Annotated in this window: 27 protein-coding genes; 12 read left to right on the top strand and 15 right to left on the bottom strand. The window is 61.2% G+C overall.

All coding sequences use genetic code 11. From position 1 onward, the window contains the following. Complete coding sequence (locus tag AC56LY_RS04755; protein ID WP_499576991.1) at positions 1-657, top strand: hypothetical protein; 657 nt, start codon at positions 1-3, stop codon at positions 655-657. A 178-nt stretch (positions 658-835) separates the two neighbouring features. Here the strand turns inward: AC56LY_RS04755 and AC56LY_RS04750 are convergent, their stop codons facing one another. The 4 genes from AC56LY_RS04750 to AC56LY_RS04735 form a co-directional block, all read right to left on the bottom strand. Next, positions 836-1,390: a hypothetical protein gene (locus tag AC56LY_RS04750; RefSeq protein ID WP_499576989.1), complete on the bottom strand. Its 555-nt coding sequence runs from the start codon at positions 1,388-1,390 to the stop codon at positions 836-838. Positions 1,391-1,504: 114 nt separating this feature from the next. Next, the gene (locus tag AC56LY_RS04745; RefSeq protein ID WP_499576988.1) at positions 1,505-2,398 is read right to left on the bottom strand and encodes a M90 family metallopeptidase; all 894 of its coding nucleotides are present in this window, start codon (positions 2,396-2,398) and stop codon (positions 1,505-1,507) included. Beyond that, on the bottom strand, positions 2,398-3,144 hold the full coding sequence (locus AC56LY_RS04740) for a glutathione peroxidase (RefSeq protein ID WP_499576986.1): 747 nt from the start codon (positions 3,142-3,144) through the stop codon (positions 2,398-2,400). The genes AC56LY_RS04745 and AC56LY_RS04740 overlap by 1 nt, the downstream gene beginning before the upstream one ends. Before the next feature lie 215 nt (positions 3,145-3,359). Then, a complete protein-coding gene (locus AC56LY_RS04735) occupies positions 3,360-3,968 on the bottom strand; it encodes a winged helix-turn-helix domain-containing protein (protein ID WP_482898194.1) in 609 nt (202 codons plus the stop codon). A gap of 523 nt (positions 3,969-4,491) precedes the next feature. Between AC56LY_RS04735 and AC56LY_RS04730 the strand changes: the two genes are divergently transcribed. Next, positions 4,492-5,520, top strand: a complete 1,029-nt coding sequence (locus tag AC56LY_RS04730; protein WP_499576984.1) for an OmpA family protein — start codon at positions 4,492-4,494, stop codon at positions 5,518-5,520. Positions 5,521-5,606: 86 nt separating this feature from the next. Continuing rightward, the gene (locus AC56LY_RS04725; protein WP_499576983.1) at positions 5,607-6,521 is read left to right on the top strand and encodes a YihY/virulence factor BrkB family protein; all 915 of its coding nucleotides are present in this window, start codon (positions 5,607-5,609) and stop codon (positions 6,519-6,521) included. Between the two features lie 46 nt (positions 6,522-6,567). Here the strand turns inward: AC56LY_RS04725 and AC56LY_RS04720 are convergent, their stop codons facing one another. The 3 genes from AC56LY_RS04720 to AC56LY_RS04710 form a co-directional block, all read right to left on the bottom strand. Next, complete coding sequence (locus AC56LY_RS04720) at positions 6,568-7,824, bottom strand: AI-2E family transporter (RefSeq protein WP_499576981.1); 1,257 nt, start codon at positions 7,822-7,824, stop codon at positions 6,568-6,570. A 45-nt stretch (positions 7,825-7,869) separates the two neighbouring features. After that, a complete protein-coding gene (locus tag AC56LY_RS04715; protein ID WP_183550710.1) occupies positions 7,870-8,184 on the bottom strand; it encodes a BON domain-containing protein in 315 nt (104 codons plus the stop codon). 79 nt (positions 8,185-8,263) lie between these two features. After that, a complete protein-coding gene (locus tag AC56LY_RS04710) occupies positions 8,264-8,800 on the bottom strand; it encodes a hypothetical protein (protein ID WP_499576977.1) in 537 nt (178 codons plus the stop codon). Positions 8,801-9,064: 264 nt separating this feature from the next. Between AC56LY_RS04710 and AC56LY_RS04705 the strand changes: the two genes are divergently transcribed. After that, on the top strand, positions 9,065-9,523 hold the full coding sequence (locus tag AC56LY_RS04705) for an outer membrane lipoprotein (protein WP_499576973.1): 459 nt from the start codon (positions 9,065-9,067) through the stop codon (positions 9,521-9,523). A 110-nt stretch (positions 9,524-9,633) separates the two neighbouring features. Next, on the top strand, positions 9,634-9,981 hold the full coding sequence (locus tag AC56LY_RS04700; protein WP_499576969.1) for a hypothetical protein: 348 nt from the start codon (positions 9,634-9,636) through the stop codon (positions 9,979-9,981). Between the two features lie 14 nt (positions 9,982-9,995). Here the strand turns inward: AC56LY_RS04700 and AC56LY_RS04695 are convergent, their stop codons facing one another. The 7 genes from AC56LY_RS04695 to AC56LY_RS04665 form a co-directional block, all read right to left on the bottom strand. After that, positions 9,996-11,138 carry a DUF3616 domain-containing protein gene (locus tag AC56LY_RS04695; RefSeq protein ID WP_499576966.1) on the bottom strand — a complete coding sequence of 381 codons (1,143 nt, stop codon included), beginning with the start codon at positions 11,136-11,138 and terminating at the stop codon, positions 9,996-9,998. A gap of 185 nt (positions 11,139-11,323) precedes the next feature. Next, the gene (locus AC56LY_RS04690; protein ID WP_499576963.1) at positions 11,324-11,713 is read right to left on the bottom strand and encodes a hypothetical protein; all 390 of its coding nucleotides are present in this window, start codon (positions 11,711-11,713) and stop codon (positions 11,324-11,326) included. Positions 11,714-11,736: 23 nt separating this feature from the next. After that, positions 11,737-12,123 (bottom strand): phage holin family protein, encoded by a 387-nt coding sequence (locus AC56LY_RS04685; RefSeq protein ID WP_499576959.1) that lies wholly within the window; start codon positions 12,121-12,123, stop codon positions 11,737-11,739. Positions 12,124-12,136: 13 nt separating this feature from the next. Continuing rightward, on the bottom strand, positions 12,137-12,481 hold the full coding sequence (locus tag AC56LY_RS04680; RefSeq protein ID WP_499576956.1) for an ElaB/YgaM/YqjD family protein: 345 nt from the start codon (positions 12,479-12,481) through the stop codon (positions 12,137-12,139). A gap of 63 nt (positions 12,482-12,544) precedes the next feature. Next, a complete protein-coding gene (locus AC56LY_RS04675) occupies positions 12,545-13,084 on the bottom strand; it encodes a ferritin-like domain-containing protein (RefSeq protein WP_499576954.1) in 540 nt (179 codons plus the stop codon). A gap of 37 nt (positions 13,085-13,121) precedes the next feature. After that, entirely contained in the window at positions 13,122-14,045 is a 924-nt protein-coding gene (locus tag AC56LY_RS04670) for an OmpA family protein (RefSeq protein ID WP_499576951.1), read from the bottom strand. 105 nt (positions 14,046-14,150) lie between these two features. After that, a complete protein-coding gene (locus tag AC56LY_RS04665; protein WP_499576950.1) occupies positions 14,151-14,540 on the bottom strand; it encodes a DUF4398 domain-containing protein in 390 nt (129 codons plus the stop codon). Positions 14,541-14,740: 200 nt separating this feature from the next. On the opposite strand from AC56LY_RS04665, the gene AC56LY_RS04660 reads away from it, so the two are divergent. The 3 genes from AC56LY_RS04660 (at position 14,741) to AC56LY_RS04650 (ending at position 17,512) form a co-directional block, all read left to right on the top strand. After that, positions 14,741-16,825 carry an AsmA family protein gene (locus tag AC56LY_RS04660; RefSeq protein WP_499576947.1) on the top strand — a complete coding sequence of 695 codons (2,085 nt, stop codon included), beginning with the start codon at positions 14,741-14,743 and terminating at the stop codon, positions 16,823-16,825. 85 nt (positions 16,826-16,910) lie between these two features. After that, complete coding sequence (locus tag AC56LY_RS04655; protein WP_499576945.1) at positions 16,911-17,270, top strand: BON domain-containing protein; 360 nt, start codon at positions 16,911-16,913, stop codon at positions 17,268-17,270. A 20-nt stretch (positions 17,271-17,290) separates the two neighbouring features. Continuing rightward, a complete protein-coding gene (locus AC56LY_RS04650; RefSeq protein ID WP_183550660.1) occupies positions 17,291-17,512 on the top strand; it encodes a YMGG-like glycine zipper-containing protein in 222 nt (73 codons plus the stop codon). Between the two features lie 100 nt (positions 17,513-17,612). Here AC56LY_RS04650 and AC56LY_RS04645 read toward each other — a convergent pair whose 3' ends face one another. Next, a complete protein-coding gene (locus tag AC56LY_RS04645) occupies positions 17,613-18,341 on the bottom strand; it encodes a Crp/Fnr family transcriptional regulator (protein ID WP_499576943.1) in 729 nt (242 codons plus the stop codon). Between the two features lie 186 nt (positions 18,342-18,527). On the opposite strand from AC56LY_RS04645, the gene AC56LY_RS04640 reads away from it, so the two are divergent. The 4 genes from AC56LY_RS04640 to AC56LY_RS04625 all read left to right on the top strand — a co-directional run bounded on the left by AC56LY_RS04640 (position 18,528) and on the right by AC56LY_RS04625 (position 20,636). Further along, entirely contained in the window at positions 18,528-19,226 is a 699-nt protein-coding gene (locus tag AC56LY_RS04640) for a glycine zipper 2TM domain-containing protein (RefSeq protein WP_499576941.1), read from the top strand. 175 nt (positions 19,227-19,401) lie between these two features. After that, on the top strand, positions 19,402-19,626 hold the full coding sequence (locus AC56LY_RS04635) for a hypothetical protein (RefSeq protein WP_499576940.1): 225 nt from the start codon (positions 19,402-19,404) through the stop codon (positions 19,624-19,626). Between the two features lie 86 nt (positions 19,627-19,712). Beyond that, entirely contained in the window at positions 19,713-19,859 is a 147-nt protein-coding gene (locus tag AC56LY_RS04630; protein WP_005671362.1) for a lmo0937 family membrane protein, read from the top strand. Positions 19,860-19,967: 108 nt separating this feature from the next. Next, positions 19,968-20,636, top strand: coding sequence for a YiaD family glycine zipper/OmpA-like lipoprotein (locus AC56LY_RS04625; protein WP_482898175.1), 669 nt, complete (start codon positions 19,968-19,970; stop codon positions 20,634-20,636).

Genomic DNA, 20,636 nt, shown 5'->3' with positions numbered 1-20,636 from the left:
ATGTCCACACCTTCCGATAGCAAGCCCGGCCAGGCAAGGGGCGAGGCAAGCCCGACGCTACCCTTGATGACACCGCGTGAGCCAGCGGCGGCAGCGCAAACAGCCCAGCCGAAGCCGGCAACGACGGCAACGACGGTCGGCACGCCTGGCGCCGTACCGCAACCTGCCATGGTCGCACTCGATGTCGCCAACGCAGCGCGCGTCAATGCGCTGTCGAGCGTGGAGCACGTCGTCGAACTGGCTGACAGCGTGGTCCATATAGCGGATCAATTGCACGAGCGTATCTTGGAGGAGATAGCCTGCTACCAGGATCGAACCATGCCGGATAGCCAAAAGGCCGTAATGCATGCATTGATGGACGATGAACTGTTACTGCGCCAGCGTGCGCAAGCACTGTACGCCGAAGCAACCACCTGCGTCATCCACGGTCTCGATCAACCACAACGACACCTGATGGCGTTGACAGCGGCGGCTGCCGAACAAATCCGGCACATCGGCATCATCGCTGAAACCACCGGACTCGTTGGCGAGATTCTGTCACTCGTCGGCGGCATTGCCACCGGTCAGTTATCGCAGGTGGAAGCGGCGCTGGAAAACATCAAGCTTCATCACACCGCACTGAAGGCGCTCAAGCCAACGCCCCAGGCCAAGACCTGAATACTGCGCAATTGATTGAACACAGACGCGATATCAAGAAGCATCCTGCCTGCCGCGAGCCCGCAATGTCGACCTGCTGGCCGGCACACGTCCCGCGCAGCAGCACCCTTTCGCATCGCACATTCGATCGCAGAAGATCACCGCAGGCCCAAAAGACGCCGTCCCTGCCAGCAGTCGCTCAGGCAATCACGTCCGGCCGGCTCGACGGATCAAAATCGGCCCAGTCGCCTGCAACAATATTGCCCTGCGCCCGCTCGATGTGATGCGCCCCAAGCTGGCGCAGCAGATCGACGGCGCGGGTTTCCTGCGCCGGATCGGTAAACGCGACGGCGACCAGCATGCCGGCCGTGCGCGGCGCCACCGAATTCTCACCGCCCTCCTCGGACTCACCCCGGTCTTTCATCTTCGAAAAGCTGAACAGCGAACCGATATGCCCGCCCACCAGTCCGCCGACAATCGGCCCGATCGGCCCGGTGACGGGTGACGTTGCTGCGCCGATGGCCACACCAACTGCGCCACCCGTCGCCACGCCCTGCACCACGCCCTCGGGCGTATCTTTGGCGCCAGGCGACTGCAGATGATCGCCGCCAATCGGCGTCATGTCGTGCTGGCCGGGCTGGCTCAGATAAAAGCCACTGATGCGATCGGCATCGAAACCAGCATCGACCAGAGCGCTGCGCGCGCGATCGACATCGTCCTGAAGCTCGAAACGTCCTGCGATGATCATAGACATGGGCAAGTTCTCCTGGATAGAGCTAGCAGCATGCGCCCGCCGCTGCTGCCCATCTGTACGGCGCCGCACGCACCCTGTCACAGCCAACGGAGGCCAGGCAGCGCCCCGCGCACGTCAGCGCCACTGTCCATAGACCACGCCGTATTGCGGCGGTTCCTCGAGCGGTGCAGGCGCACTCACCTGCTGCCACTGACGTGGATCAATCTTGTAGTATTTGAGGAATTCGTCATACAAGGCAGGATGACGCGCGGCAAGCTGATGCGGTTGCTCGAAGAAGCTCTCAGTGGCAACCGCAAAGAATTCGGCCGGATTGGTGGCGCCGTAATGGTCGAGCACGCCTTGATTGCCCCACATTGCGTCATGCCGCAGATTGGCGTAATCGCGTGACAGCACTTCTGACCAACGACGGTAGCGTTCGCTGCTGCCCAGATACGGCGCGCCATTCGTGCTCCCGGATTCGCTGTCGAGTTGGTGGGCGAACTCGTGCAGCACGACGTTGTGCCCGGGCGCGTCCACGGTATCGCCGCGCCGCACATGATCCCACGACAGAATCACGCGCCCGTCGCCCCACGATTCACCCAGCAGATCCTGCCGCTCTTCGGTCACCACGCCGGACGCGTCGATCTGTTTGCGTGGCGCCAGGAAAGCGCCCGGATACACCAGGACCATCTCGAGCGTGGGATAACTGACCGGCTTTGCGCTGTCGCCAACGCGCCCCAGCAATAACAGACACGCTTGCCCGGCGATCGTCACGCGCATTGTGTCGGTGATATCGAGCCCGCCGCAGCCGACAAATTTTTTCTGATGCAGGAAATACTGGACCATGCGCCCCAGCCGTTGTCGCTGCAGATCGTCCATCCCGTTGTACTGCATGACATTGCGCGCCAGAATGGCGACATGCGCAGGCGGCAGCGGACGGGACACAGCGCAGCGCAAGCGCCACTTGGGCAGCAGCCAGGCGACCAGGATCACGACGCCCAGCAACCCGACAACAAGCGCTTCCATCATCAAGCCCGGTTGGTGAGCCAGGCTTCCACATCGTCGGCGCCGCCGATCAATTCCCCGCCGACAAAGACCTGCGGCCAGGTCATGCTGCCGGTGATGCCGCGCAAGACGATCGAATTGATTTTATTATCTTCGGAAATGTCGGTGAACTCGATGTCCTGCTCACGCAACGCTTCCCGGGCACGCGCGCAATGCGGACAACCGGGCCGCGAAAACATGACAACCGGCTCGGGCACCTGGGCCTGAGGCGCGACGTAACCGAGCATCGTGTCGGCGTCGGACACCTCGAACGGGTCGCCTTCCTTGTCTGCCTCGATAAACATCTTCTCGATCACGCCGTCGCGCACCAGCATCGAATAACGCCACGAGCGCGCGCCGAAACCCAGGTCGCGCTTGTCGACCAGCATGCCCATACCAGTGGTGAAGTCGCCATTGCCGTCCGGGATCACAGTGATGTTGCCGGCGTCCTGCCCTGCTTTCCACTGATTCATGACGAAGGCGTCATTGACTGAGATACACATCACTTCATCGACGCCGTGCGAGCACAGCACGGGTGCCAGCTCGTTATAACGTGGCAGATGGGTCGAGGAACAGGTCGGCGTGAAGGCTCCGGGCAGCGAGAACACCACCACCGTGCGTCCCTTGAACAATTCATCGGACGTTACGTCGCGCCACTGATCATCGGGGCGCGCCTTGAACGTCACCTTCGGTACGGGTTTGCCTTCCAGCGATTCGGCACTCGGTAACATCGATACTCCTGTCTGGTTGATTGTGCACCGCGTAAACGCGGCGAGATGGCAGGCAGATGAGGACTATTGATTTGTTTTCAACACATGGCTTGCAAAAGACGCAGCCCAAAAAACAAAACCGCGCAAGATGCGCGGCAAAGGACGACAGCGTTCGTCAGAACCGTGGCCAATGCGGGTCTCGACCGCATCAGCCCCGGGGGCGCATGTGGGGCACCTTACTTGACTACAGGTTGGCCTGGTGGCGGGCCGAACAGTGCTGCAACGAGTGGATCGCGTGCCACAGGGCTGCGATTGACGCGGATGGCGTAGTGGGTGTCATCGGCCAGGATATGGAAGTGACGACCGCTGCCGGCCATGTTCTGCTCGCGCAGGCCTGGACGCTCCTTGCGCGGTGCGACGCCTTCGCGCTTTGGCTGGCAGATCGCCGCCAGGAACGCCTTGACGCGATCCGGATCAGGCGAAATCTGATACACGGCCTTGCCCAGATAGGTGGCGGTGCCTTCGATGTAGCGCGCCAGCTCGATCACGCCGGCTTCACGCAAGTCGCGAATGTACTTGCGCGCACCGGATGGCGAAAACTTGAGGAACCAGGCAATTTCATCGGCGAGCATCTCGTGGCTCGATAGTTCATTGATCAGCTTTTGCATGTTTTCAATGCGGCGCTGGGTGGCAGACGTCGAACGCACGCGTTCGATCGGTGCCAGTGAAATCGGTGCACGCTCGGTTGGCTGTGGTGGGACGCGTTCAATCAGCGCCGAATTGCCGGAAGTGTGCACTGCGCCGGTTTCGCTGTGAGCCGCGTTGTGCTGTGTCGTTGCATGCATATTGATTAGCTCCAATAGAGAGTGAGACTGTGTGGTCCGGGTCGCTGTGTGTCGTGTGACACCCTGACAACATCTCGGTTCCGCTTAACTAGCCTCAAGATTGCCTGCATCAGACACCATGGTCTGTGCGCCATCCAACATTCGACAAGATTCCTGAAAGCACTATGGTGCGAAGCACCAAAACCGTGGCTTTGCGCCACTGGTGGAACTTTTAGCAATCTTGTAAGCTCTCTAAAACATGACGGCGATGTGGCGTCATGTAATCTGCACAAGCAACACTATACCTGCATGACGGCGACGTGACATTCTCCAGTGCGCACCCCTTGTTGCGTCATATGACAGCGTCGTTACAGTTCGTTTCACCTTAGAAATGTGCAAATTTGACCACTGTTGTAAAATCGCACAGCGTTTTTCCATTAGGTGCGGTAGCGCACCGAGGATTCTGAACCAGCACTGTTAAGCTTTATCCAACTTAGCTGCTGACGCATGCTTTGTCATCAATTTTAACCAACGGGAGTTACCTGTGAACAACACCAAGAAAATCGCCCTGGCTGCTGCACTGCTGTGCGCATCCGGCGCCACCCTCGCTCAAGAGATCAACCCATCGTGGTACATCCAGCCTAGCGTGAACCACGTTAAGCCGGATGCAGACTTCGGCGTTGACGACCGCGACACGGGTGGCGGCCTGAAGTTCGGTAAGGCGGTAAGTCAGAACTGGGATATCCAGGTCGGCGCCAGCCAGACCCGTTTCGAACAGGGTCGTAGCGAATACCGCCAGACCCTGCTGGGCGCGGACGCTCTGCTGATGCTGAGCCGTGAGCGTTTCCGTCCATTCATCCTGTTCGGTCTGGGCGTCGAGCGTGACAAGGTCAACAACCCACTGCGTAACGTCGAGAAAAACTCGCCGTACGGCACCGTTGGTATCGGTTTCCAGGCAAGCCTGACCCCGCAATGGTCGCTGCAAGCTGACCTGCGCACCGTGCGTGGCTTCCTGCGTGATGACGAACTGTTCGGCTTCAAGCGCAGCAACAACAAAATGCTGACCGTCGGCGTGAACTACGCGTTCAACCCGCCACCAGCAGCACCAATGCCAGCACCGGCACCAGTGGTCGAAGCACCAGCTCCAGCACCTGAGCCAGTCGCACCGCCACCACCACCAGCACCACGCTTCCAGAAAGTCACCCTCGAAGCGACCAAGATGTTCGCCTTCGACAAGGCTGTCGTGATCACCCCAGCACCTAAGCTGGACGAGATCGCTGCTGCCCTGCAAGCTGACACCAGCGTCACCAACGTTGAAATCACCGGTTACACCGACCGTCTGGGTTCGGAAACGTACAACCAGAAGCTGTCGGAGCGTCGCGCCATGGCCGTGCGTGAATACCTGATCGGCAAGGGCATCGACGGCAACCGTCTGCGCGCTGTCGGCAAGGGCGAAGCTAACCCAGTCGTTGAGTGCAACCAGAAAGGCCGCGCTCAGCTGATCGCTTGCCTGGAACCTAACCGTCGCGTCGAAGTCGACCAGATCACGGTTGAAGTCCCAGTCCAGCGTTAATACCTGAAGCTGTCACTGCCGCCTGTCGGCGGTGACAATGCGAGATCGAGGGGGCTTCGGCCCCCTTTTCTTTTGGAGAAGCGGTTATGGCAGTGAATAAATGGTTCCCGTACACGCACCAGATCTACAAGGTGCTGCGCGCTGCGGTCATGGACTGGATCGATCACCGGGCATCGAGCAAAGGCGCTGCCCTCGCGTTCTACACGCTGTTTTCGCTGGCACCGATCCTGGTGCTCGTGATTGCTGTCGCCGGTTTTTTCTACGGTGCAGAAGCAGCTCAAGGGCAGTTGCTCAATGAATTGCGCGGCCTCGTCGGCGCCCAGGGCGCCGACACCATCCAGGCCATTCTGGCGGGCGCGCAAAACAAGGAAACCGGCATGTTTGCCACAATCGTGGCCACATTGCTGTTGATCGTCGGTGCGACAACTGTGTTTTCAGAACTCAAGGACAGTCTGGATGAAATCTGGAACCTGCCGGCGCCACCGAATGGTGGCATCTGGAACCTGATCCGTACCCGCCTGCTGTCGTTTGGCGTGATTCTGGTGCTGGGTTTCCTGCTGATGGTGTCGCTGGTAATCAGCGCCGCGACCACCGTGGCTGAGAAATTTATCAGCGGTATGTGGCAAGAAGCCGCGATCGTCATGGGCTGGATTGCTTCGGCACTGGGCTTTTTGGTCATCGCCACCCTGTTTGGCGTCATCTACAAGCTGCTGCCGCGGGTGAAACTGTCGTGGAAAGACGTGGCCATCGGTGCGCTTGGCACGGCGGCGATGTTCACGCTGGGCAAGTTTGGGATTGGCCTGTACATCGGGAACAGCGGCACCACGGACAGCTTCGGCGCCGCCGGTTCGCTGATCGCGTTGCTGCTGTGGGTATATTACTCGGCGCAGATCTTTTTCCTGGGCGCAGAGTTCGCGCGCCAGTATGCGTTGCAGATGGGTAGTTTGCGCAACAAGCCGAAGTCGGTAACGGGCGTGGATCCGAAACCTGCAGAGGAGTAAGTCGTAACAATGGGTCGGCAGCCTGGCTGCCGACCTGGTCCGCTTGTTATTCCCCCAGCAGTTCCGATACCACTTCCATGCCCTCGACGCGCTCGGCCACGACCTTGAGCACCATCACGAGCGGCACGCCAAGCAACAGACCCCAGACGCCCCACAGCCAGCCCCAGAACAGCAGGCTGACAAAGACCGCTGCCGGATTCATGCGCGCGATCTTGCCGGTCATCCAGGTTGCAACGACCATGCCGACCAGTGTTGCAATGCCGAGCGAAGCGCCGGCCACGAGCGTTACCATGCCCACTGTCTCGAATTGCAGGAAAGCCGCCATGCCGGTCGCAACCGTAATCACGAGCGGACCGAAATATGGCATCAGGTGTGCAACACCGGCGAAGGCGGCCCAGGCGCCAGCGTTTTCCAGACCGATCGCGCGCAATGTGCCCCACATTAGCAGCGCCAGCAGGACATTGGTCACCAGCAGCATGAACATATAGCTCTGGATCGAGGTGTTGATGTCGTCCAGAATATGGACTGTGACTTTCTTGCGTGACAGTGAAGGCCCCGTCAGCTTGACCAGCTTGCGCTTGAACGTGTCGCCTGCCAGAAGCAGGAAGAACACGAGGAAGATCACCATCGTGGCCTGCGACATGAATGCGGCCAGGCTCATCGAGCCGGCCAGCACCCAGTCCATCACGCGAATCGGTGAACTCCCCGAGGCGTCGCCGGCATTCTGACGTCGTTGCTGCGTGACGCGGCGGGCATCCGAGCCGACATTGCTGGCAGCGCGTTCGATTTCAGCGGCCGCCGCCTGCATCTGCTGCAGCGTCGAGCGCTCTCCCGTCGTATTGGACAGGATGCGCGTGACCTTCGAAGTCAGCGTCGGCAGATCGTCGATAATATTGAAGAATTCGCCCTGCAGCCGGTATACGGTGCCGGCCATTGCGCCCACGATCACGACCGTGACCAGCGTGGCGCCGACGATGCGGCGTATATGCCAGCGCTCGAGCCAGCGCACCACAGGATTGAGGGTATACGCGATCAGAATGCCGAGCAGAAGCGGCACGAAGAATTTTTGCGCCCATTGGAGCGCGAAGACGAATGCGATGGTAGCGAGTACGCCGAGCGAGAGACCGCGGGCGTTAACGTGCAATGGAACGCGCAAACCACCGATGTGGAGCGCGATCTCATCGCCGGTGGAACGCACCTCGGGATGGAGGGCGTCACCGTTGCTGCTGGGGGGCAAAGCCCCCGGGGCGGCAGTATCAGGCGGGGTTGCCGGCATGGCCGGATCAGATTGAGCTAGCTGCATATGTGTGCCTGAACAAGTGACCGGGCCGCCCCGGCGATCCGACTATTATTTCACGCGGATGTCGTTCTTGACAGCGGTCACGCCTTTGACGCCACGTGCGATCTCGACAGCGCGCTGTGCATCGCGTGCATCAGCAACAAAGCCCGACAGCTGAACGTCGCCCTTGAAGGTTTCGACGTTGACTTCGCGTGCTTTCACGTTCGGGTCATTGATCAGGGCAGCCTTGACCTTGGTGGTGATCACTGCGTCGTCGACGTATTCGCCGGTGCTGGCTTGCTTGTTGGTCGACGAGCAACCGACAGCGGTGATGGCGACGGTAGCGAAGATGGCAGCGGAGATGATGCTTTTAGCGATTTTCATGATGGCTCCTAATAATGATCATGTTTAAAACTTACCCTTGCGGGCGGATTGCGCGGCGCCGGCAAGCCGGCCCGCAGGTTTATTTGCCGTATGCCGTCCGGGCGGTGCTTACGCACCCGTCCTTGACAGCACCGGCGAAGGCATCGCACTTCTGCAGTGCGACGCGATATTCGGCGTCGATCTTGGCGTCATTGGCATCCAGCCGCGCCTCGATCGCCTTGCGGTCGGCCCGGGCATCCGCCTGGAGCGTGACCAGTGTTGCCTTGGCCTGAGCCAGGCAGACCTCGCGGTCGTTGCCAACCAGCGTGCCGCAGCGCGTCTTGTCGCGGTCGTGGAACGCCGTCGCGATGCGCATGCGTGCCTGGGTATAGGCCGCCAGCGTGTTCTTGTGGGCCGCCGTCGCTTCTTCTTCGATCCGGATGCGCGCCGCGCGGGCATTGGCCACACAGATATCGTGCGGCACACCCGCCATGGCATCGCACTGGCTCTTGGCAGCATCATAGGCAGCCTCGGCAGTGTCCATTGCGTATTGATAGGTGGTCTTCGCATCTTCCCCTGCTTGTTGCGCCATGACTGGAGCAGTCCAGGCCATGGCAACAGCAATCAGGAACGTCACGTGCAAAGTCTTCATTATTTTTGTTCACCATTTGTCAACACTGGCGCTATCTTTACATGCGCAGCACGCTCGTTCTGTTCGCTGCCGAACATAAGACGCAGAGTGTTGGCGCTTGTCACACAAACCATGCAGATTGCCTGCCGTATTCACCGACAACCGACGAAACCACGGCCTCATGCTGTAAAACAGAGTAAGTGTGGCAGCGCACAGACCCCCACCGACAGCATGATTATTCTGAACCATACCATTTGTCAGGAGAACAATATGAATGCAAACCGTAAACTAATCGTCGCCGTGCTGGCGACTGGCGCCCTGCTCACCGGTTGCGCCACCAACAGCTCGCAGCCATTCGGCGGCGGCTATAACAATGCCAGCAGCAGCGCCTCGGCTGGCTATGGTGTGATCGATTCGATCCAGGTAGCACAGGGTGAAAACCGTACCAGCGGCGCCGGCGCCATTCTCGGCGGCGTGGTCGGTGCACTGGCCGGCAACCAGATCGGTAGCGGCGGCGGTCGCACGGCAGCCACCGTGGCCGCCGGCGTTGCCGGTGCTGCACTGGGTAACAGCGTCGAAAAGAACCGCAACGCGCCAGGTCCTGAGCAATACCAGATCAATGTGCGCATGGACAACGGCGAATACCGCGCCGTCATGCAGGACAGCGTCTACGATCTGCGCGTGGGTAACCGCGTGCGCATCGTCGACGGCCGCGTCTACCGCTACTGATCCGGCTAACCGGCCGCACCTTCTGGCCGGTTGATGCGACGGGACATGACCCCGTCGCCTTGACCGGCCTGCCAGCATCACCGTCTGCCGTACCGCCTCCGGAGAACGCCATGAGACACGTCATCCGCACTGCCACCACCGGCCTCTTTGCGCTGGCCACCTCGTTTGCCTGCCTGAGCGCCGCTGCGCAATCCACCCCACCCACCGGCGGGGATGCCAATGTCAGCCAGGTCGCTGCCCGCCAGCAAGCCCAGGAAATCGCCAAGGGCGATCCGGCACGCTGGTACCGCGACGATCCAGAGCAACAGACGCTGCGCAAGGAATTGCGCGCAGCATTGCAGGAAGCGCAGAACGCATGCCGGCAGCGGCCCGCCGCCGAACGCAAGGCCTGCGTGGCCGAAGCACGCGCAACGTTCCAGCGCGATTCGGCATCACCGGCCAAAACGCCATCCGCATAAGCCCAAGCGCGACGTCAGCGCTTTTTCTTGCGTGACGGTAGCGGGTACACATCCGCTACCAGTGTGCTTTCGCCAATTTGCCGGCTCGGCGATGCCGAGTCGTGTACCACCAGCAAACCTTCTTCGCTCCCGTCCCGGCTGGCAAAGAGCGCTATGCCTTCCGGATGATCGACGCCCTGCCCGAACGGCAAGTGCATCACCTGCTCCAGCACCGCACTGGAGACAACCGTTTCGCCATCCGGCTCGGCGCCGCCGACCCACCTGAACAAGGTCACTGGCCCATCCAGGTCCATCGTCGGCCCGGCCAGGATCAACAGATCCCTGCCCTGCTTGCACAGGTCGCGAATGCCCAGCCCGCCCAGGTCGAGGAAGTGTTTCCGGTACAGATTGCCATCGGCATCGAGTGGCGCCAGGCGCAATGCCCCCGCCTTCTCGTCATCGACAGGGGCGACCTCGATAATCGTGGCCCAGCCGCGCAGAACCGGCCCGCGCAGGCCAAGCAGCACATGCTTGCCCGCCAGCGCGATGCCTTCGATATCGAAACCATTGTCCTTGCCGGGAATGGCCAGGAACGGGCCGATGTGTTCATCCAGCCTGAGTTGCGCCGTCAGTTCGTTGCCGTGCGTGTCGCCACGCAGCATGGCGGCGGTGCGGCGCTTGCCCTTGTGCTCGATTTCCTTGACCAGTGTGGGCATGCCATCCTGTTTGCCCATCGGGATGCGGCCCAGCAGATAACGGTTGCCGTCGGCGCTCACCGTGGCCAGGCGCTTGTGCGTGCGCTTGTTGCCGTCCTCCGGGTCGGGCTTCTTGCGGCGCAGGCTGTGCGAGCCCGTCACCCACATGTACTTGCCATCGCAGGCCAGGCCTTCGACATCGGCTTCGTTGATGCGCTCCTTGTCGGCGTCGAAGGCGGGCAGCGGCAGGTCAAAGAAATCATGCAATGCGAACTGGCGATGCCCGCGCGCGAAGCTGCTCTGTCCGCGGCTGTCTTCTTCTACCAGCGTCAGGCGCTCGATGCTGACCGACTCATCGTTCGCCAGCCACAGCGTCTTGCCCATGCGCAGCGCCACTGACAAGCCGTTGCGCAGCTCCTTGTCGGGACTGAGGTCATCGCGTTCCGGATGGAATTCGAGCAGGACAATATTCGAGGGATGCATGGGTGTCTCGTGGTGAATGGTGTGTGTCCAGCATACCCGATCAATGACGCGGCCAATACAGGACAAAAAAAGACGGCGTCCAACTCGCGATTGGACGCCGTTCAAGCCCCACCATAACCGCTACAGCGCGCTGCACTGTAGCGTCATTCGTCGCCCGTGGCCGATGTTCACCATCGACCGGGGCGCTAGTCTTGTTTAGCCGCTTTGCGCGCCCGCTTGCGATTGAAGTACCAACCCAGAACGCCGACCGCTACTGCCGCACCGGCGACCGGTTTGCCGAGGCGACGCTGGCGCACGAAGTTCAGCGCATTCATCGCATACGGCATCAGCATCGCCACATTGGCGCCAGTCGGCTTGAGCAATGCGTCAGCCTTGGTGCGCAATGCCACCGTAGTATGGTCGAGGGCCGTGCGCATCATGACCTCAGGCTTGATGCCGTGCTGGATGCTGGCCTTGGCGTGGGCCACGCCAGCGCGGAAAAACTCGCCTTCACGCAGCAATTCCTTTTTGCGCACTGCCGGGTCCAGACTGTGTTGATGACCGGCCAACCCGGTCGTCTCTTCGTGTTTGTGCATGTTGGCTTCCTTGGATACGCCGCTCATAGCAGCATCTCGCGATCGTTTTTCAGTTCTTTCATCGTCGCCGGGAAACCCAGCTTGTTCTGCTTGATCAGCGCCATGCCCTTGGTGACCAGGATGGCGGTAATCAGCGTGAACACCGCGAACATGATCAACAGGATGGTCCAGCCCATCGATTCCCACGCCAGCGCCACGATGGTCATCGCACCGAACGCAATGGCAAACCAGACTGCCAGCACGGCGACGGCGAAGATCGCCACCAGTTCGATGACATGGTTGCGGATCTCGGCCAGCTCGAGCGCGGCGAGTTCCACGCGCGAAACCGCCAGACCAAACAGACTCTTGAAGAGACTGGAAATGCCGGCAAACACCCCGGGGTTCTGCACGTTTGCTTCTTGTTTATCCACGTAGCCTCCAGCCTTATTGTTTGCGGCTGATCAGCAGGCCGATGAGCATACCGACACCTGCCGCCGCTGCCACGATGCGCCATGGATTATGTTTCACATAATCATCGGCGGTATGCACCAGTTCCTTGCCCTTGACCACGGCTTGCGTGGGCATCAGGCTGGCGCCGCCCAGCACGGTATCGAGCATCGCCATGCCGCGCTCGCGCAGTTCTTCGGCTTTTTCGCCGGTGAGCGATGCGGCTGCAGTCAGCATGGACTGCGCATCGCGCACCAGGGCCTTCATGTCGGACTGGGTGGCATAGGTGCTGCCGCTGATTGGGTGCATGCTGCCGTGGCTGTTGCGGGAAGTGTCTAGCATGTTCTACTCCTGTCACTAATCAATCAATGAAACTGACCCGCACGGGGCGGGTCACGGTCAAGCTCAGGCCATCAGGTCGCGCATGTCGTCGGCGTGCTCTTCTTCGACAGCCATGATCTCCACCAGCATGTTGCGGGTGGTTGGATCCTTGTCGCCAATCGCCACGATCATCTGGCGATACGATTCGATCGCCACACGTTCGGCGATCAGATCGGCGCGGACCATGTCTTGCGCGTTTTCCGATGCATCGTATTCGGCGTGGCTGCGCGCAGCGAACGTGGCCGGGTTGAAGTCTGGCGAACCGTTCAGTTGCACGATGCGTTCGGCGATGCGGTCGGCGTGTTCCTGCTCTTGCTGCGCGTGCTCGAGGAACTCGGCCTTGATCTGGCCGGTGCCCGGGCCGCTGACCGTGTAGTAATGGCGCTTGTAGCGCATCACGCACAGCAGTTCGGTGGCCAGTGCATCGTTGAGCATGGCGATGACCGCTTCGCGATCGGCCTGATAGCCCTCGGTGACGGCGCCGTCATCGAGGTTGGCGGCTGCCTTGCGGATTGCCGAGACATCAAAGCCGTGGCCGAGGTTGGTGGTTTGTTCTTGTTCCATGGTGATTCCTTAATTCAAATACGCTTTAAAAGTAGGTTCAACGCGCTGCTGCACGTGGCGGAATGGCTGCGCCTTCGTTCGACAGAACGATTTCGACGCGACGATTCTGCTGACGGCTTGCTGCGCTGTCATTCGATGCAACAGGGAATGCTTCGCCGTATGCGCGCATGGCGATACGTTCACGTGGCACGCCCTGGCCGGCCAGCGCGGTCGCGACAGCGGCGGCGCGGCGTTCGGACAGTTGCTGGTTGTGGCTCTCGCTGCCGGTGCTGTCGGTAAAGCCTTCGATCAGCACGGTGCGGTTCGGGTTCTGGGCCATGACGTCAGCCAGTTTGCGCAGCGTCGCGACGCCATTCGCATTCAATACAGCCTGGTCGGTGGCAAACAGCACGTCGCCGATCGTGACCACGAAGCCACGTTCGGTCTTGACGGCCTGCAGGTCGACCAGCAGCGCTTCGAGCTTGGCAGCGCGTTCGGCCATGGCTGCGGTTTCAGCCTGGGCTGCCTGTGCCTGCATCTGGGCTTGCTGCGCCTGGCCTTGTGCCTGCTGTGCAGCAGCCTGGGCCGCTTCAGCATCGCGCTTGGCACGGTCGGCTTCGGCAGTGCGGGCATCGAGGCGTACCATGTCGCGCTGGCGCGTTGCATCGGCGATATTCGCTTCAGCGGCCTTGCCCTTGGCGACTTCTTGCGCCGTAGCGATGCGCTGCTTGGCCACATAGGCCAGGCGATCGATGTCGCTCAGGCTTTCGCGGCGGGCCGCTGCCTGGTTGGCCTGGTCGAGCGCTTCGCTGGCCTGCTTGAATTCGAGTGGTGCGTAGGTCGAGACCTGCGAATTATTGTTTGCGCTGACAAAGTCGGCGCGCGCCTGGTCGAGTGTTGGCGTGGTCATCGGTGCGCTGGCGCAGGCGGCGGCCAGCACGGCGGCGGCCAGGATCGATACGGCGGATTTGCGGTTTTTCATGTTGTTATTCCTTTTATTTTGCAAGCGCCGGATCGTCGGCGCGAACTCCTGTCCGGGGACAGGAAACAGTGCAATGACTCAAATGGCTCGGCTGCCTTGGTTGCCTTACTTGGTGTTGGCGCGGTCGACTTCTTCACGCAGTACGCGCAAATCGTCATTCAGCTGGGTCGAAGCAGCGGTTGCCTTGCTCGATACAGCCTTGCTCTGCGCCAGCTTGGCATCGGCCTGCGCCTGCACCGCCAGTTCGCGTGCCATCTTGTAATCACGCGCGGCCAGTGCCTGGTTGGCGCGACCCATCTTTTCACGTGCTGCCGTGATTTCGGCTGGTGCCAGGTCAGCTGCACCTGCCGACACTGCGTTCTCGATGGCGTTGCGCGAGACTGCCACGTCCGCCGTCGCAGGCGCCTTGTCAGGACTTGCGCAAGCCGTCAGTGCCAGCAGAGCGGCAACGCAGCCAAGGCGGGCAAACCCGGTCATCGATTGATGTTTATTCATCACATTTTCTCCTGGGAAGTGGTGTAGATAACGTTATAAACCTGTTATCGGTTGCGCTCAGTTCGGTGACGCACATTGCCTGCAGCGCGGAGCACCCGCAGCGCATACGCCGCTTATCGCCGGCATTGGGTGCGCCATCGCACGTTGACCCCGATTCCCATAGGCTACCCTCGCCGCACCACTATTGACAAAGGATAATCATGGCCGATCCAACGCCACCGGCGGCGCAGCGCCTGCAAGGACCACGCGGCAACAAGAAGAAACAGATCGCCCTGGCGGTCCTCGCGGTCTCGATTGCGCTGCCCGTCGTCGCCGTCATCGTCATCGTCACCTTTGACTGGAACCGCGCACGGCCGTGGATCAATGACAAGGTCAGCGACGCCATCGACCGCCCGTTCGCCATCGTTGGCGACCTGACCGTCTCATGGGAGCGTCCCGCTGCACGGATGGCGCCCGCCGAGCGCACCTGGCGCGATGACATACCGTGGCCCTACCTGGTCGCACGCAACACCACCATCGGCAACCCCGCCGGCATGGCGGCCGGCGACATGGTCAGCGTGGGCCAGTTTTCGTTCTCGCTCGACCCGCTTGCGCTGCTGGACAAGCGGATCGGCATTCCGCTGCTGCGCTTTGACGCGCCGCGGGTCGATCTGCTGCGCACCAATGCGACGACCAATAACTGGACGTTCAAGCGCAACGAGGAGCCTTCACGCTGGAATCTCGACCTCGAACGTGTGGTGCTGACCGACGGCGTCATCCACGTCAAGGATGCGGTTACGAAAGCCGATGTCACGGCCCGGGTACGCACGCTCGAGCGCGACCCGGTGTATGGCGTGGCCTTCACGCTGGACGGCACCTATAACGGTGCCCGGGTCGGCGGCGGGGGCAAGCTCGGCTCGGTGTTTTCGCTGAAGAACGAGACCGCGCCCTACCCGGTCCAGGGCGAGTTCAAGTCGGGCAAGACCCGGATCGCCATCGAAGGCACCGTCACCAACCCGGCGCAGCTTGCCGCGCTGGACGTACGACTCGAACTGGCGGGTGCCAGCATGGCCCGCTTGTACAACTTCACCGGCATCCTCCTGCCGGAAACACCGGCGTTTTCCACCGCGGGCCGCCTGACAGGTCGCCTTGGCAAGGGCGCCAGCAATTGGGTGTACGACGGTTTCTCCGGCAAGGTCGGCGCCAGCGATATCGGCGGGCGACTTGCGTATGCCACCGGCGGCGCACGCCCTGTCCTGTCGGGCAATGTGCGCTCGCGCCAGCTCGTGTTCGCCGATCTGGCGCCGCTGGTCGGCGCCGATTCGAATGCCAGCAAGGCGGCGCGTGGCGTCGAGGCCAAACAGCCAGGCGGCAAGGTGTTGCCGGTGGAAGAATTCCACACCGAACGCTGGACCGCGCTCGATGCCGACGTGCGCTTTGCCGCCGACAATATTGTGCGCGACAAGGCGCTGCCGATCAGTAAGCTCAGCAGCCACATCAAGATGGACAATGGCGTGCTGAAGCTCGATCCCCTCGAATTCGGCATGGCCGGCGGTACCGTGCGCTCGACCATTCGCCTCGATGGCAGCGGGCGCAGCGGCAAGAATGCCATCCAGGCCGTCGCTGACGTGCGGGCACGCAAGATCGGCATCAAGCAACTCTTCCCGAAGATCGAGCAGATGCAGGCAACCGCTGGCCAGATCAACGCCGACGCCAAGCTGTCGGCCACCGGCAACTCCGTCGCATCGCTGCTGGCCAAGTCCAATGGCGAACTCAAGGCGCTGGTCAGCGAAGGCACAGTGAGCAAGATGCTGCTGGAAATGGCGGGCCTGAACGTGGCAAATATCGTCGTGACCAAGCTGTTTGGTGACAAGCAGGTCGAACTCAATTGCGTGGCAGCCGACTTTGCCGTCAATGACGGCGTCGCGCGCACGCGCAGCTTCATCGTCGATACCGAAGAAGCCATCATCACTGTCGACGGCGCCATCAACCTGGCGGGTGAGCAGATGGAACTGCGCATCCGGCCCGAAACGAAGGCGCTGCGCATCTTTTCGCTGCGCGCGCCCCTGTATGTGCGCGGCTCATTCAGCAAGCCGGACGTTGCCATCGACAAGGGCGTGCTGGCAATGAAAGCAGGCGGCGCAGCGGCACTCGCCGTGGTCGCCGCGCCGCTGGCCGCCCTGCTCCCGCTGATCAATACGGGGCCCGGCGAAGACAGCGATTGCGCCCGCCTGCTGGCCCAGGCACGGCAAGCCCCAAGCGCGCCGCCACCGGGCCGGCGTCAGGGCCAGGGTCAGCGCCGCTGAAATAGCCTTGCGGATACAACCTGTAACAACCTGGCACGGGCTCTGTGTGTTGCCGAACAGATCAATTTGGCAATCCTGACTATGATTGCCTCAGGTCATCAAGAAAAGAAACACCCGCATGAACGGATCGAGCATCAGGCGTATTGGCAGCATCCCCGTTTTACTGGTCGCACTGGCTGGTGGGACACTGATGGGATGTACGTCCGGACTACCCGGCTTTGGCAAGATCGAAGCTGTCCAGGACGATGTCATCACGGCCGGGGTGCACAGCGCCATCCGGCGCGATCCGGAACTGAAGGTATCCGATCTGGATGTCGATACGTATCAAGGCATTGTCCGGTTGCGGGGATTTGTATCCTCGGCCGACAGCGTCGCCGCAGCGGCCTCGGTCGCGCGAACCGTCAACGGCGTGAAATCGGTCAGAAATGACCTGCGCCTGAAATAACCCCATCAAAGGAGAACATCATGAAACTCATTAAAAACCTGGTAGTGACGGCAACCCTGGCGACCGCCGCATTCGGTATGGTCGGCTGCTCGAACATGTCCAAGCAAGACCGTAACACCGCAGTCGGCGCTGGCGCCGGTGCTGTGATCGGTGGCGTCCTGACCGGCGGCAGCGCAGTCGGCACCGTTGGCGGCGCAGCTGTCGGCGGCGTGGTCGGCAACCAGGTCAAGACCACCAACTGATCCGTGTTCACTGGCACCAATGCCAGTGACATGACAGTGAATAGAAAACGCCCGGCTTGCCGGGCGTTTTCTATTGGGCGGCGCGCTTGGCGCACAGCGCTCAAACGGTATCGGTGGCTGGCGCCGCACCGGCTTCGCGCACGATCTGGTAGCAGGTGCAGGCCGCAGCGGCAAGACGCTCCGGATCGAGAATCTCGATATTGCCGCGACTGTAGTTGATCAGGCCCTGCTGCTGCAGCGCGCTGGCCGCCTTCGTCACGCCGACCCGGCGCACCCCCAGCGCATGCGCCAGAAATTCGTGAGTCAGATGGAACTTGTCCGATTCCAGGCGGTCGCGCGTGATGAGCAGCGAGCGTGCCAGGCGCGCTTCGAGCACATGGAAGCGGCTGCAGACAGCGATCTGGATGGCCTGCGCCAGCAACGAGTCGGTGTACCGGTACAGCACGCGCTGCAGGGCCGGATTGCGCGAGACTTCGAGACGAAAACGCCCGCCGTCCATGCGGCTGGCGCTCCCCGCGCGTTGCACGACGGCGCGCACCTGCGTGGTGTCGTGGCCCAGGGCCGTGGTAGCGCCGAGCATGCCTTCCCGCCCGACCTGCCCAACCTCGAGCGTCATGCGCCCTTCGGCCACGCCCAGCAGCGACACCAGGCAATCGTGGGGGAAATAGATGTGAAGAATGGGATCACCCGCTTCGCAGAGGACCTGGCCAGCTTCCACCCTGACCTCGTCGAGCTGCGGCAGCATCTGAGCAAGATCTTGTGGGGAAAGTGCTGCGAGCAACAAATTACTGCTGGGCTCGAAGACAGGCGGGTGGACGGCAGAATTCATTATTTCCTCACAGATTGGTGCGTGGCGCCAGCCGGGACCGCCACAACCAGTTACATTTACAAACAATGTCTTGAAGACTAACGGTACAGGGTGTGCAGGTATGTACGGTGACGCACGGAAGCTTTAGTTGTTCCTGAGGACAATCATTGAACATCCGGCTTAATGCCTATACGAAAGGAACAAAAGATGACATCCCCTCCAAACATGCCTGTGAAGAACCGCACCCACCCGCTGCTGCTGCTGGCTGCCGCTGCTGTCGTGCTGTTCTCGCTGGTCGGTACTGCCGCCATCATGGGCTGGCTGCCGTCGTCAGTGGGTGGCACGGCCAACCGTCAGCTGACCGAAACCGATCGCCTGGCGCTCGCGTCGACCTTGCCGCAGGGCGCGCCGCCGCAGGGCTACGCCGCCGCACCACAGACCGCCTACCCTGCACAGGCGCCGGCACAAGCCTACGCGCCAGCGCCAGCCCCAGCGCCAGTACAACAAGCTGCACCGGTGACGCAGATCAAGGAAAACCAGCCAACCCAGCTGGCCGCGAAGAGCAACTGGTGTGAGAACTGCGGCAATGTGGAATCAGTCCGCGCAATCAAGCAGCGCGCCGAAGGCAGCGGCCTGGGCGCAGCAGGCGGCGCTGTCCTGGGTGGCCTGCTGGGTAACCAGATCGGTGGCGGCAATGGCAAGACACTGGCCACTGCGGCTGGCGCCATCGGTGGCGCTGTCGTCGGCAATCAGGTCGAGGGCAATGTAAAGGCCACGACGAGCTACGAAATCCGGGTTCGCCTGGATGACGGCACACTGCGCACCTTCCGCCAGACCAGCCAGCCGCAATGGGGCAATGGCGACCGCGTGCGTATCGTCAAGGGCCGTCTGCGCTCGGTGGCATAACGACGCAACGCCCTGTTTGCAATACAACGACATGGCCGGGATCGCGCAAGCGACCCGGTCAAGTTTTTTTTCCTGAGTGCAATGTGTGCCATCGCACGGAATTATTGATGAGCTAAGCCGACAATCGACATGTGCTGAATCGATTGGCGATACGGCATCAATCAGGGAGATACGCATGAATACCTTGACCTGGATCGGCATCATTATTTGGGGAATCGCACTGACTCTGTTCGGCCTGCTCTCGGCCGGACCGTCCCCTGTCGCGCAAGGCATGGTGCAAGCCCATGACGTGGTCTTCCTGATTGCTGGTGGCCTGCTCAGCTGCTTGATCGGCTTTGCCGGCCTGATCGGGATGCTGGGCTGGATTCCTGGTGTACAAAAACAAAAAAGTTGCGTTTAATGTACGCCATCGAACGGTAGTCGCTCTCAGGAAACAACATACTGGTTTCACAGCGCAACGGGCGCACCCCTTCTAGGAGATTCATCATGCTGTACACAATTGCTGTTGTCCTCGTTATCCTCTGGCTGCTCGGCTTGGTCACCTCGTACACCATCGGCGGCTTCATCCACATTCTGCTCGTCGTCGCCGTCATCATGATCCTGGTTCGCCTGATCAGCGGTCGCGGTATATAGAATTTTTATGACAAGTCTCTGCTTGTCGTAAAATCCAATCCGTTTCGCGGTCGCGCCCATGTTCGGCGTGACAGCGAAACGGATTTCTTACTTTTAAGGAGTTCCACCATGAACAAAAACTTCATCAAAACCACCGCAGCAGTCGCTCTCGTCGTCATGACGGCAACCGGTTGCGCAGACATGACCGGCACCCAGCGCGGTACCGCAACCGGCGCCGGCATCGGCGCAGGCCTGGGCGGCCTGATCGGTGGCACGACCAGCGGCGGTGGCGGCGGCCGTGTGGCAGGCGGCGCAGCGATTGGCGCAGCAGCCGGCGCCGTGATCGGCAACATCTGGTCCAAGCGCATGGAACAGCAAAAACAAGCCATGGAGCAAGCGACCCAAGGTACCGGCGTGCAAGTGACCCAGACCTCGGACAACCGCCTGAAGCTGGAAATCCCGAGCGACATCTCGTTCGACACCGGCCGCTCGGACATCAAGGGCAACTTCCAGCCAGTGCTGCAGCGCTTCGCTTCGACCCTGCAAGAAAACCCGAACACCAACGTCGTGATCATCGGCCACACCGACAGCACCGGCAGCGACAGCATCAACCAGCCATTGTCGGTCGACCGCGCATCGCGCACCCGCGACTACCTGGCCGGCCGCGGTGTGAACCCGAACCGCATCACCATCGAAGGCCGCGGTTCGCGCGAGCCAATCGCATCGAACAACGACAATGCCGGCAAGGCGCGTAACCGCCGCGTCGAGATCTATGTCGCAGAACCAGCACGCGGCTAA

This window comes from Telluria sp. ZT3P25 (genome assembly GCF_059685895.1).
This window is presented reverse-complemented; position numbering and strand designations above follow the sequence as displayed.